The 12,658-nt window shown below is 71.8% G+C and carries 9 protein-coding genes; 3 read left to right on the top strand and 6 right to left on the bottom strand.

The window, feature by feature from the left end:
• Positions 1 to 46 precede the first annotated feature (46 nt).
• Complete coding sequence (locus F4559_RS13100) at positions 47 to 1,159, bottom strand: S1 family peptidase (RefSeq protein ID WP_184668754.1); 1,113 nt, start codon at positions 1,157 to 1,159, stop codon at positions 47 to 49.
• Positions 1,160 to 1,369: 210 nt separating this feature from the next.
• Here F4559_RS13100 and F4559_RS13095 point away from each other — a divergent pair, with 210 nt between their 5' ends.
• Complete coding sequence (locus tag F4559_RS13095) at positions 1,370 to 2,470, top strand: histone deacetylase-like amidohydrolase (protein ID WP_184668752.1); 1,101 nt, start codon at positions 1,370 to 1,372, stop codon at positions 2,468 to 2,470.
• 536 nt (positions 2,471 to 3,006) lie between these two features.
• On the opposite strand, the gene F4559_RS13090 is transcribed toward F4559_RS13095, so the two are convergent.
• From F4559_RS13090 to F4559_RS13080, 3 genes are all read right to left on the bottom strand, one after another.
• On the bottom strand, positions 3,007 to 3,834 hold the full coding sequence (locus F4559_RS13090; protein ID WP_184668750.1) for a bifunctional DNA primase/polymerase: 828 nt from the start codon (positions 3,832 to 3,834) through the stop codon (positions 3,007 to 3,009).
• Between the two features lie 210 nt (positions 3,835 to 4,044).
• Complete coding sequence (locus F4559_RS13085) at positions 4,045 to 5,049, bottom strand: alpha/beta hydrolase (protein ID WP_184668748.1); 1,005 nt, start codon at positions 5,047 to 5,049, stop codon at positions 4,045 to 4,047.
• Between the two features lie 53 nt (positions 5,050 to 5,102).
• The gene (locus F4559_RS13080; RefSeq protein ID WP_312865619.1) at positions 5,103 to 6,446 is read right to left on the bottom strand and encodes a cytochrome P450; all 1,344 of its coding nucleotides are present in this window, start codon (positions 6,444 to 6,446) and stop codon (positions 5,103 to 5,105) included.
• Between the two features lie 237 nt (positions 6,447 to 6,683).
• Here F4559_RS13080 and F4559_RS13075 point away from each other — a divergent pair, with 237 nt between their 5' ends.
• Both F4559_RS13075 and F4559_RS13070 read left to right on the top strand, forming a co-directional pair.
• Positions 6,684 to 7,517 (top strand): SAM-dependent methyltransferase, encoded by an 834-nt coding sequence (locus tag F4559_RS13075; RefSeq protein WP_184668746.1) that lies wholly within the window; start codon positions 6,684 to 6,686, stop codon positions 7,515 to 7,517.
• Positions 7,514 to 9,577, top strand: coding sequence for a putative bifunctional diguanylate cyclase/phosphodiesterase (locus tag F4559_RS13070; protein WP_184668744.1), 2,064 nt, complete (start codon positions 7,514 to 7,516; stop codon positions 9,575 to 9,577). Before F4559_RS13075 ends, F4559_RS13070 begins: the two co-directional genes overlap by 4 nt.
• A 3-nt stretch (positions 9,578 to 9,580) precedes the next feature.
• On the opposite strand, the gene F4559_RS13065 is transcribed toward F4559_RS13070, so the two are convergent.
• Complete coding sequence (locus tag F4559_RS13065; RefSeq protein ID WP_184668742.1) at positions 9,581 to 11,416, bottom strand: CHAT domain-containing protein; 1,836 nt, start codon at positions 11,414 to 11,416, stop codon at positions 9,581 to 9,583.
• A 44-nt stretch (positions 11,417 to 11,460) separates the two neighbouring features.
• Positions 11,461 to 12,459, bottom strand: coding sequence for an IS481 family transposase (locus F4559_RS13060; protein ID WP_184668740.1), 999 nt, complete (start codon positions 12,457 to 12,459; stop codon positions 11,461 to 11,463).
• Between the last annotated feature and the right edge of the window lie 199 nt (positions 12,460 to 12,658).

The raw sequence follows: 12,658 nt of genomic DNA, 5'->3' as shown, positions 1-12,658 counted from the left end.
TGGGTGCTCCCTGCGCTCGGGTTCTTCTCCCCAGCATAGGGACTTCTCAAGGGGCCTTCAGGATCTGCACGCCCTGGCTCTGGGCGATGAGGCTCCACTTCTCCGCGTAGCTCGTCCCGTCCGACTTGCCACCGATGGACATCCCGCTGACGACCACCGCGTGGCCGTCGTCGGTGTGCCAGTAGAACGGTGCGCCGGAGTCGCCCGACCGCAGGCTCACGCCCTTGTCGTAGGCGATCAGCGAACGGGTCGTACCCTCGGGCGAGGTGAGGGTGCCCTCGAGCGAGACGACGCGTTGGCCGCACTGCTCGAACGAGTTCTTGCCGCTGTGGCAGTACTTCGACGAACCCGGCACCGGGTCGGTCGCGGCGCGCACCGGCTTCTGCGTCCCCTCGGCACCGCCGACGTAGATGTGGTGCCCGAACACGCCCGGGTCGAAGTTGGCGATCAGGGCGACGTCCCGGTCGGGATAGAACCAGTTGTAGAAGTAGCCCAGGTGTTCGCCGCTGCCCGTGTTCCACACCGGCTCGCCGATCGGCCTCCCGGGGAACTGGCCGCAGTGCCCGGCGGTGACCAGGTAGCGGTCGCCGTCCGGCGACACGACGGTGAACGCGCTGGTGCAGTTGCCCGCCGCGGTCGAGATGGCGGCACCGCCCCGGTGCGGCGCCGGGTCGTACTGCCGGGACTTGCGCAGCCGCTCGGTCGACCGGCGGACCTCGGCCTTGACCGGCAGGCCGGCCGTCAACGCGGTCAACGCCTCGACGGGTGCGTTCGACTGGATCACCAACGTGTCGCGCAGGAGGTCGTACGCCGAGCCGACCTCGTAGCCGAGCGCCTTGTCCCGGGTCACCAACTCCGTGATCCGGCGGTCGACCGTGTCGAGCGCCGCCCGGGTCGTCGCGGTGCGCCTGACGACGGGCCTCGTGCCGTCGGCGGCGACGAACGTCGACACCCCCGGCGGCAGGACGACCGTGAACCGGCCGATCCGCTCATCGAAGAAGACGCCCAAGGCCCCGCTGTCGGGGACCGACGCCTGAAGGAGGGCGTTGGTCTCGGACAACGCCACCATGTCCACCACGCCCGGCTGTTCGGCCTGCGCCGTCGGACTCACCGACAACGCGATCAACACCGCGAGCGCCACCTTGCGACCACCGAACACGGGCCCTCCCCCGATCCGCGAACGCCGGAATCCGCACCCGACCGTACGGGGTGTGACCGCCGCCGTGACAGGCTGCAACCGACCGAACCGGTTGGGCCGACTGCCCGGAGCGGCGATCCGTTGGGGCACAGGGCTTTCCCGTTCAGCCGACCACCGAACGGTGGGCCGGGCTTGACCACCGCACCGGCCGGGCCGCGAGGATCGTGGCCCATGGCGACCGGCTACGTGTACCACGAGCTGTACGGCTGGCACGACACGGGAACGCACGCGTCGTTGCTGCCCGCGGACTCCCGGCGCGGGCTCGAACCGTACCGGCACTACGAGAACCCCGACGCCAAGCGCCGGGTGCACGAACTGGTCGTGGTCTCCGGGTTGGTCGACAAGCTCACCCGGCTCCAGCCCCGGCCCGCCACCGACGAGGAACTGCTCCTCGTCCACACTCCCGAACACCTCCGCAGACTCGCCCAGGCCAACGACACCGGCGGCGACGGCGGCGACGGGGGCACGCCGTTCGGGCGCGGCTCGTTCGACATCGCGCGCCTCGCGGTCGGCGGCGTGATCCGCTCGGTCGAGGCCGTGCTCGACCGCCGGGTGCGCAACGCCTACGCGCTGGTACGCCCGCCCGGCCACCACGCCGTGGCCGCCTCGGGCATGGGGTTCTGCCTGCTGGCCAACATCGCGGTCGCCGTCCAGGTCGCACGGCGCCGGCGCCGCGTCGGCCGGGTCGCGGTCGTGGACATCGACGTGCACCACGGCAACGGCACCCAGGCCGCCTTCTGGGAGGACCCCGACGTCCTCACGATCTCCCTGCACCAGGACCGCGTGTTCCCGCCCAACTCCGGCTTCGTCACCGAACGCGGCGCCGGCAAGGGGTTCGGCTACAACCTCAACCTCCCCCTGCCGCCCGGCACCGGGGTCGGCGGGTACCTGGAGGCCGTGCGCCGCGTCGTCGTGCCCGCGTTGCGGCGGCACAAGCCCGACCTGGTCATGGTCGCCGCCGGGTTCGACGCGAACGCCCAGGACCCGTTGGCACGCATGATGCTCACGCCGCGCGGCTACCGCGAGATCGCCCGGCAGGTGGTCAAGGCGGCCGACGAGCTGTGCGACGGACGCGTGGTGTGCGCGCACGAAGGCGGGTACGCGGCGGCCTACGTCCCGTTCTGCGCGTTGGCGCTGATCGAGGTGCTGGCCGCCGTCGAGAAGCCCTACCCGGACCCGTTCGGGTTCGACAACATGGGCCAGCAGGAACTCCAGCCCCACCAGCTCACCGCGATCAAGGCCACCGAGGCGCTGCTGGGCGACATCCACTGACGGTCACGACGCGTCGAGGTGGTCGCGCAGCCGACGCCGCCCGTCCACGCCCGGCCCACCACCACCGCCACCCGGTCCCATTCGCCCGCGCGTAGTGCAGCGCGGCGAGGTGGTCCCGCGTTGCGGCGTGGCCGGGAAACCCGCAGCCGGGGAAATGTCCGACATCGTCCTGCCTCTTCCTGTCGAGTCCGACCGACACCCGCCGACCGGGCTCCATGTGAGGAAGGAAATCCGTTGCGAACCCTGGTAAAACCCCCTGGAATACACCCCCCGACATCTATCCACAGAGGACGTTCCGGTTCCACCCTTTCGAGACCGCAACGACTTTCCACCGGCCGTCCGGACGGGACGGTGATCGGCCACCGGCGTAGGTTCGGGTGACCGTCGACCTCCCGGCGCACGGTGTCATCGCACACACGCGCCCCCCCAGTGCACGACCCCAGGGCAACCACCCCAGGGCAACCACCCCAGGGCAACGACCGCCTGCCGGCGGACCGACCCGCTCCCCGGGAGCGTGATCGGTACGGCGTGGGCGGTCACCCCAGGGCGCGCGGACTCCGGCGACCGGTCGCGATGCCGTTGCCGACGTGGTGCGCGGCCTCCCTGGGGGTCCAGCCGTCGACGCCCTCGTGGTCGGCGCACGCCGCCAGCAGCAGGGCCGTCGCGGTCGATTCGTCCAGCCACCCGGCGCCGACCAGCTCGCCCAACCGGCACGCGGCCGTGAACAGGACATGCGCCCGGGTTCCCGGCCGGGCGGTGCGGACGCGGTCCACCTCGCCCTCCACCACCGCCGCCCGGTAGGCCGCGATCCGCCGCGGCGACGGGCGTTGGACCGGCACGACGATCCGGGTCGGCGCGGGCGTCGGCGACAGGGCCGACACCAGCCACTCCGGCGCCGGTGCCACGGGCAGGTCGAGAACCGTTTCGTACGCCCGGAAACCGGTCGCGGTGCGCAACACCGAACCGGCCGCGGTGACGAACCCGCCGGCCGCCCTGGTGTCGACGCCGGGTCCCAGACGTCCTGCCGTGTTGCGCAACTCCACGCCCGGCGGCGCCAGGAAGTACCGGTGCTCGCCGCCGGAGGGCGTGCGGACCGTGTAGGTAGGTTCGATCTCGCCGAGCCGCGTGAACGTCGTGCGCCCGTCGGGCGGGTCGAGGTCGACGACCAGCAGGCCCGCGCCACGACAGGAGATCCCGACGTTGAACGGGCTGTACGCCCACCACTCGCGCACGCGCGCGGGGTCGAGGGTCGCCGTCCGGTCCCAGTCCCGCACGGCCGGCACCTTGCGGTAGGGCCGCAGCGGCAGCACCGGCCAGCCGCGTCGGACGGCGGCGAGTGCCGCGGTCCACCTGCTCGTGGTCATGATGATCCCCCTCCGTCGCGGCGTCGGGGGAAGCGCGCCGTCCTGTCCGAGTGTGCCCAGCCGGACCGCCACGCGCGTACCGCCGTCCGGGTCGGTGGACGGCGCCTCTGCGTAGTGCCCCGAACCGGACGAACCCCAACCCCGTACACGTGAAGTGCCCGGCCGGGACGTCCCGGCCGGGCACTTCACGACATCCGCGGCCCTACGCGCTCAGCCGACGACCTTGCGCGTCACCCACGACGACACGGTCGCGTGGTACTCGCCCACGCTCGACGCGAGGTTGAGCGAGTGCCCGGCGCCGGGCACGATCAAGGTCTCCAGGTCCGCGTTGTAGTACGGGGCTTCGGACGCCCGCAGCCCCGCCGACGACGAGCAGTCCGTGGCGAGCAGGCCGCACAGGCACGAGTCCTGGCCGCCGACCACGACCAGCACCGGCGCGGTGATCTGGAGGCTGTAGGGCAGGAGCATGCCGAAGCCGAGCGCGTCGGCGGCCTCGGTCGGCGAGAACACGTCCTTGGTCGACTCCTCGATCGTCTGCACGGTCGGGATGCGCACGGCCGGGGCGGTGAAGCTCGCGTACCGCGTGCCGGGCGCCGTGGTCAGGTAGCCGACCGGGTACAGCAGGCCGAACTTCGGGTCGAGGTTGGCGGGGACGAAGTTGGCGAACGCCAGGGCGAAGCCGACCGTGTTGATCCGGTGGGTGATCCCGGTGACCAGCACACCGTCCACCGAGTCGGGGTAGGTGGCGGCGACCAGCACGCCGATCGCCGCGCCGAGCGAGTGCCCGCCGACGACCACGCGGGAGAAGCTCGGACCGTACGCGCCGGCGCGCAGGCCGTCGATCACCTGGTGCACGGCGTCGGCCTGGACGAACGAGGTCAGCAGCACCGACAGCGGCCGACTGCTGCCCCCGGTGCCGAGCCGGTCGAGGGTGAACGTGGCGAAGCCGGCCGCGTTCTGCGCGGTCCGGAACGAGTGGGTGCCGTCCGGAAAGTCCCAGTACGTGCTGTTGTAGGTCGCGCCGGGGATCAGCACCTGCACCGTGCCCGAGCCGCCCTCGGGGGTGCAGAGCGTGCCGTGGACGACGTGGGTCGTGGCGAGCACGTTCACGCGGGCGTCGACGTCACGGCAGGTGGCTGCCTGCGCGGCCGTGGCGGACGTCAACGTGGACGCGACGAGCAGCGCCGCGATGCCGGCGGCGAGTGGGAAACGCAAGGGGGAACAGCTCCCTTTCGGTGATCACGGACGGCCCGGCGACCGGACCATCCTCAGTGGACTGTCATCGGCAGCGGACCGGGGTAGATCAGACCGGTGACCCGGGGACGGGGCGGCCGGCCCGGCACGGGCACGAGCCGCCGACGGGACAGGACGGTCGCGGCGACGACCATGAGTTCGGCCATCGCGAAGAAGTGTCCGGGGCAGTGGTGTAAACCGGCCGCGAACGGCACGTAGGCGCCCCGGGGCAGGGCGCCCACCCGCTCGGGCAGCCAGCGATCGGGGTCGAACACGTCCGGGTCGCGGTGGTAGCGCGGGTCGTGGTGCACGGCGTGGGTGCTGAACCCGATCTCGGTGCCGGGCGGGAACTCCACCCCGCCCAGGCTCACGGTCGTGTTGGTCCGCCGGAGCATGAACCACAGCGGGTACCGGCGCAGCACCTCCGAGACGACCCGCCGGGTGTACGGCAGCGCGTTGAGGTCCTCGAACGCCACCGGCCGCGTGCCCACGACCTCCTCGACCTCGGCCGTGACCCGGTCGAGCACGTCCGGGTGGGCGGCCAACTCGTGGAACAGCCAGGCGAGGGTGTTCCCAGTGGTCTCACTGCCACCGACGAGCAGCGTGACGACCTCGTCGCGCACCTGTTCGCGCGACATGGGTTCGCCGTTCTCGTCGCGTGCGCGCACCAGGGCGCTCAACAGGTCGTCGCGGTCCTCCCGGGCCGACGCGGCGACGCGGTCGACCACCGCGTGCACGCGGGCGATCGCCCGGTCGAACCTGCGGTTGGCCGGGATCGGCAGCCGTTCGAGCAGCGGCGTGGACGTGATCGCGCGGACCACGCCCAACCGCAGCATGACCGGCATCTCGTCCCGGATCACGTCGCGGACCTCGCGCGCGAAATCCAGCGAGAACAGCGAGCGGCCCGCGATCACCAACGCGAGGTCCTGCATGGCCCGTTCGACGTCGACGACCTGCCCGGACCGCCAGGAATCGGCCAGTTCGGCGGCCGATTCGGCCATCATCGCGGTGTAGCGACCGATCGGGCGCCGATGGAACGCGGGTTGGATCATCCGACGTTGCCGCCGGTAGAAATCGCCGTTCGTGCTGACCAGGCCGTTTCCGAAGACGTCCCGGAGTTTGTCGCCGAGTGCGCCCTTGTCGAACTTGTCGGTCTCGGTCGCCAGCACCTGGTCGATCAATTCGGCACTGGTCACGAAGTACACCGGCAGTGTGCCCAGGTGGACCCGGACGATGTCGCCATGAGCGGCCAGACCTGCGGTGAAGGCGAGCTTCCCGCGCAACATGGCGATGCCGTGGCCGATGACCGGCAGTCGCCCGGGAGCAGTGGGAACCTCGCGTTCGGCCGGATGTCGGAGGGATTTCGAGCCTGCGTTCACGACGCCGCTCCTCGCCTCGGACGGACATTCGAGACGAGCACTCTAGTGGGCTGTTCGACCCGAAGGGGATCGCGCATTCGGGTTAAGTTCCCCCATACGCTGGTGCTAGTGTTCACCAAGCGGTTGGATGTTCGCGTTCGCCGTTTCACCATCAGCGGAAGACGCCGAATCACGTGGCCCAACGCGATCACCCCACGTCGTCGGCGAATTCCGGCTCGACCCGCGGACGGAGCGCGCATGAGCTACTACCCGGATTGGCTGCCCGACGGGACCGACCCCAACGTGCCCAGCGTCGCCCGCACCTACGACTACATGCTCGGCGGCGCGCACAACCTGGCGGCCGACCGGGCGATGGCCGAGCAGATCATCAAGGTGATGCCGACCATCAAGCAGCTCGTGCGGCTCAACCGGGCGTTCCTGCGCCGGGCGGTGACCCACCTCGTCGACAGCGGGGTGCGTCAGTTCCTCGACATCGGCTCGGGCATCCCGACCGTGGGCAACGTGCACGAGATCGTGCAGCGGCTCGACCCGGAGTGCCGGGTCGTCTACGTGGACAAGGACCCGGTCGCCATCGCGCAGAGCAAGCTGATCCTGCACGGCAACGAGCGGACCGCCGCCGTGCAGGCCGACCTGCGCGAACCGGACGACCTGCTCGCCCGGCCCGAGGTCACCGGCCTGCTCGACTTCGACCGACCCATCGGGCTGCTGCTGCTGCTGGTGGTCCACTTCGTCCCACGCGACCACGACGTGCTCGCCATGATGGCCCGCTACCGGGAGCGGCTCGTGCCCGACAGCTACCTGGTGATCTCCCACGCCACCGACGACGAACGGCCCGAGACGATGCGAAGAACCGCCGAGGCGGTGCGCGACGCGCGTTCGCGCGACAACCTCGTCTACCGCACGCACGACGAGGTGACCGAACTGTTCGCCGGGTTCGACATCGTCGAGCCCGGCGTCACCGGCTTCGGGCTGTGGCGACCGGACGGCGTCGGCTCGATCGCCGACAACCCCGACGACAACATGCAGATCCGGGTCGGCGTGGCGCGAAAACCACCGGGACCGACGACATGACCGCATCGCTGCCCGGCGATTCCGAGGCACTGCGCGAGCGGGCCAAGCTCGCGAAGAAGTCGGCCTACCTGCTCAGCACCCGCACGTTCGTACCGCTGAGCCAGACCGAGCTGGAACGCCGCCTGCTCGGTCTGGTCGAACGGCTGTGCTCGGGCATGTACAGCGAAGGGGCCGCCCGGCACATCGGCATCGAGGTCGGCACGGCGCTGGTCGACCTCAACTGCACCACGCCCGAGGCGTTGCAGTGCAGCATCGAGGTGATCGGCAAGGGCATGCTGGGCATGGGGTCGCTGCGCCGCTCCGACGGCCACCAGGACCGGGTCGTCGAGGTGGTCGCCGCGCTCACCGCGGGCTACGTCGAGCAGATCCGGCGCACCACCATGGAACAGCAGGAGCAGCTCGGCCGCTCGCTGTACCGGGCGATGCGCCAGGCACAGCTCGAACTCCAGCTCAGCGAGTCCCGGTTCGACGCGGTCGAGGGCTACTCGTCGACCGGCATCGCGACCACCGACCTGGCCGGGAAGTTGTTGCGCACCAACGGTGCGCTGGCCCGCATCGTCGACCGCGGCGCCGCCGAACTCGCCCGCCTCACACTGTTCGACCTCGTGCACCCGGCCGAACGCGTGGGCGTGCGCGACGACTACGCCCAACTCGAACGCGGCGGCACCACGTCGATCACGCAGCCGCGCCGGTTGTTGCGCGCCGACGACGAGGTCGCGTGGGTCACGCTCACCCTGTCGCCGTTGCGCCGGCCCGACGGCAGCACGCACGTGATCGTGATGGCCGAGGACGACACCGACGTGAACCTGTTGCAGGGCCAGCTCAACCACCAGGCCCTGCACGACGTGCTCACCCGGCTGCCGAACCGGCAGTACTTCACCAGCCGGCTCGAACGCGCGTTGCGCACGTGCGACCCGACGACCGGGATCAGCGTGTACCACCTGGACCTCGACGGGTTCTCGCGGGTGACCGGCGGGCTCGGTCGGCACTTCGGCGACCTGCTCCTGCGCACGGTCGCGAACCGGTTGCAGGAGGTCGTGGCCGACGAGAAGGCGATGGTCGCCCGGTTCGGCTACGACGAGTTCGCGGTGCTGGTGGAGAACTCGCCGTCCACACCGGACGTGGTGACCATGGTCCGGTTGATCAACGACCGGCTGGCCGAGCCGATGGACGCGTTCGGCGAGAGCGTCGCCACGTCCGCGACGATCGGCGTCGTGCACCGGCCGCCCGCCGACGCCTCGCCGCTGGACCTGCTCGACTCCGCGGACCTGACCCTGCGGCGGGCCAAGCACAACGGCCGCCGCCAGTGGGAACTGGCCGATCCGGCGCAGGACGCCCGCGAGCGGCGCGAGTTCGGGTTGGCCGCGACGATGACGGCGGCCTGGCACGACGACGAACTCAGCGCCCGCTACCGCCCGGTGGTCTCGCTCGCCGACGAGTCGACCGCGGCCATGGAGGCCCGGTTGCGCTGGGACCACCCCAAGATCGGCGCGGTGCCGCACGAGCAGTGCCTGGCGCTGGCCGAGGACATCGGCCTGGCCGTGCCGCTGGGCACCTGGTTGCTGGGCCAGGCGTGCGCGCAGGCCGTGGCGTGGCGGACCGAACTCGACCGCGACCTGCCGGTGCGCGTGTGCCTGACCGCGAGCGAGGCGACCGACCAGGAACTGCTCGGTTCGGTGCTCGGGACCGTCACGCGCAGCGGCCTGCCGCCGTCCTCGCTGTGGTTGGCCATGCCCGCGTCGGCGGTGTTCGGCGACCGCGAGGAGGCCGCCGACAACGTGCGACTGCTGGCGGAGAACGGGATCGGCGTGGAGATCGACGGGTTCACCGCCGCACCGGCCGACCTGCCCGTGGTGCTGGGCCTGCCGGTCCGGGGCGTACGGCTGGCACCGATCACGCCGCCGACCACCGTGGTGGCGGCGACGCTCACGAGTGCGCTGAAGGTGCTGCGCGACGGCGGCATCGAGGTGTCCGTGACCGGTGTCGCCACTCCCGGCCAACGCCGGTGGTGGGCGGACCTGGGCGCCGACACCGCGTCCGGTCCCCTGTTCGCGCCGTGATCCTCACGGCCCGTAGTGCACGTACCCCGCCCAGTCCGCCGGGTGCGCCGCACGACGTGCGGTGAGCACGCGGTGCAGGGCTCTGGCCGTGCGCTCGGAGTCGAAGGCCAGTTCGCGGTAGAGGTCGGCCGTGACGTCCGGCGCCGGCCACCGCTGGGCGACGACGTGCAGGCGTCCGCCGCCGTGGAAGGTGGCGGGCAGGTCGTTGCCCTCGTGCACGGGTGCGGCGGCGTGGGCCGAGAAGTAGGCGAAGTCGATCGTCGGGACCGACAGCGCGGCCAGGTCGAACGTGACCGACGGCGCGGCCAGGTGCAGCCAGGTCGCCGTGCCGATCCCGGCCGGCGACGCGGTCGGCGCGTACACCTCGCGGGTGGGCACCGGGTGGTCGTCGGTGTCCACCAACGCGATCGGCGCGCAGCGCGGGCGTTCGGGGACGAGCAGCGCGGCCGGGTCCCTGGTGTACGAGGAAACCACCAGGTCCATGACCGAGTTCTCCCCGTCGCCGGCGGCGTGCACGGGCAGGAACCGGTACGGACCGGCCAGGCACCACCACAGCCGGGGCGGCTCCTGGCCGCCGACGAACCGGAACACGTCGAACACCGGCGCCGCGATCGCGTTCCACAGCCACCGGAGGAGGTCGGGCAGCCGTTCGCGGCGGTCCTCGGCTTCGACCAGCGCGTGCGCGGCGGCACGGGCGTCGGCGGCGGTGAGGCCGGGCAGCGGCACCACGACCACGCCGCCGTCGATCACCACGAGCGCGTCGCAGCGCAGGTCGTCGATGTTGACCAGCACCACGGGTCCGCCGTGCGCGGCCGGCGCGAGGTCGGTGAAGGAGAACTCCGGACCGTCGGGGGTCGAGGCGCGCTGGAGCAGTTCGACGGCGAACCGGGCCAGGTCCGGGTCGAGGTCCAGGAGCCGGGCCGCCGCGTGCGCCGCCACGTCGGCGGCCGGGTCGAGGACGAGCACGGCCCGCCAGGCCGCCAGGGCGAGATGGGGTTGCCAGGCGGCTTCGGCCAGCGCGAGCGCGGCCGGCAGCCGTTCGCCCCACCGCACGGGTCGGTCCTCGGCCGGCGCGTCCTCGCCGCGGGCCACGAGTTCGGCCCGCAGCAGGTGCAGGCACCGCCACCGGACCGGCGAGGACTCGGGCAGCGAGCCGACCAGCGGTCGCAGCAGGCCGATCGCCTGGTCGACGTCGGCGTCCGAGTCGGTGAGGTCGGCCCGGTCCAGCACGGCTTCGGCGAGGTCGGCCTGGTACACGGCGGCCTGCGGCGTGCCCGGTGGCGTGATGACGACGGCCCGGGCCGTCAGCCGGATCGCCTCCTCGATCCCGGACAGGTCGTCCGACCGCGCGCGCACGATCCGGCCGTACGTGCCGACCACGACCGCCGCGTCCGACGACGAGGCCGCGTACTCGATGCTCTCCAGCGCCTGGTCGAGGTGGGCCTGGTCGTCGGACAGCTCATAGGCCGCGAGCAACGCGTCCGCGACCGCCGTGCACAACACCGGTACCCGGGAGTCCTCGACGTCGACCGACACCGTCGTGCGCAGGGCGCGACGGGCCAGGTCGACCGCCGTCCCGATGTCGGCGGCATCTTCGTAGTACGAGCCCCGCAGGACCAACGCGCGGGACAGTTCCTCGGCGGTGGACACGTCCGCGAGGCCGGCGACGTCCACCGTGATGCCGAGCGTCACCGCCTCGTCGAGGTCGGCCGGTCCGCCGAGGTACTCGTATCTCAGCCGTAACAGGCGGACCAGCGGACCGGCGACCAGGTGCCACCGGTCGGTCGACGAGTGGAACTCGGCACGGGCGAGGGCGAGCGCGGTGTCCAGGTCGCCCACCGCCCCGGAGGCGTCGAACGTCGCGACCGCCGTCCGGAGCGCGGCTAGGTGTTCTGTCCTGTGAGGTTGGGGACGCGGCTGGCAGGTGGTTGGCCTTTGAGTGCGGTGTGGCCGCGGTGGTGATTATAGGTGTGCAGCCACCGCGGCAGCGTCTCGCGGCGTTCGGTCTCAGACCGGTATGCCTGGGCGTAGGCCCATTCGTCGAGCAGGGTGCGGTTGAAGCGTTCGACCTTGCCGTTGGTCTGTGGCCGGTAGGCGCGGGTGCGTTTATGGGTGATGCCCGCGTTGGCGAGGGTGTCGCGCCAGAGCCGTGAGCGGTAGCAGGAGCCGTTGTCGGTCAGCACCCGGCGGACGGTGACGCCGGCTTCCCGGAAGAACGCCTGTGCCCGGGTCCAGAACGCGGCGGCGGTGTCCTTGGTCTCGTCGGGCAGGATCTCGGTGTAGGCCAGCCGGGAGTGGTCGTCCACCGCGTTGTGCAGGTAGGCGTAGCCGAGGTTCGGGCGGCCGTGGACCTTGCGGGGCCTGGTCGGGTCGCGGTGGGCGGAGCTGTTGCGCCCGCCGGCCCGCCGTCCGTGCACCTTGTGGCCGCCGCCGTCGGGGATGTTGCCGAGCTTCTTGATGTCGACGTGGACCAGGTCGCCCGGTGCGGCGTGTTCGTAGCGGCGCACCGGCGTGGCGGTGGCCCGGTCCAGGTGGGCCAGGCGGGCCAGGCCGAAGCGGCGCAGCACCCGGTGCACGGTGGAGGGGTTCAGTCCGAGCAGGTGGGCGATGCGGGCCGGGCCCCACCGACGCGCCAGGCGGACCTTGACGATCCGGCGTTCGCGGCGGGTGGGCAGGCGACGCGGGCTGCGGTGCGGGCGGCTGGAACGGTCGACCAGGCCCGCCTCGCCCAGCTCGCGGTAGCGAGAGGCCCAGCGGGCGGCGGTGGTCGGCGAGACCTGGAACCGCTCGGCCGCCCGCCGCAGCGGCCACCCCTCGTCCACGACACACCGGGCCAGGCGCAGCCGTCCCAGCTCGGTCAAGGGTGCGTTAGCGTGGGTCACGAGGGCCTCCGTGGGCTCGGTGTCGACGTCGCAATCCACACCGAACCCGGAGGCCCTCCCTCATTCCAACATCATCCGACTACGTGTCGAACCGTCCACAACCTCTCAGGGCAGTACAGCTAGGGGATCGGCGGCGGACTTGCGGAACCACTTGACCATCCCGCCATCCTGGCAGCGGACCCGCCGCCGGGACACGCGA

The organism is Saccharothrix violaceirubra, from assembly GCF_014203755.1.
GTDB classification, from domain to species: Bacteria; Actinomycetota; Actinomycetes; order Mycobacteriales; family Pseudonocardiaceae; genus Actinosynnema; species Actinosynnema violaceirubrum.
This window is presented reverse-complemented; position numbering and strand designations above follow the sequence as displayed.

What these genes read in the sequence shown, in the direction of transcription:
- F4559_RS13095 (WP_184668752.1), top strand. Translation starts at nt 1,370, where the DNA reads ATGGCGACCGGCTACGTGTACCACGAGCTGTACGGCTGGCACGACACG.
- F4559_RS13075 (WP_184668746.1), top strand. Translation starts at nt 6,684, where the DNA reads ATGAGCTACTACCCGGATTGGCTGCCCGACGGGACCGACCCCAACGTG.
- F4559_RS13070 (WP_184668744.1), top strand. Translation starts at nt 7,514, where the DNA reads ATGACCGCATCGCTGCCCGGCGATTCCGAGGCACTGCGCGAGCGGGCC.
- F4559_RS13090 (WP_184668750.1), bottom strand. Translation starts at nt 3,834, where the DNA reads ATGACCACGAGCAGGTGGACCGCGGCACTCGCCGCCGTCCGACGCGGC.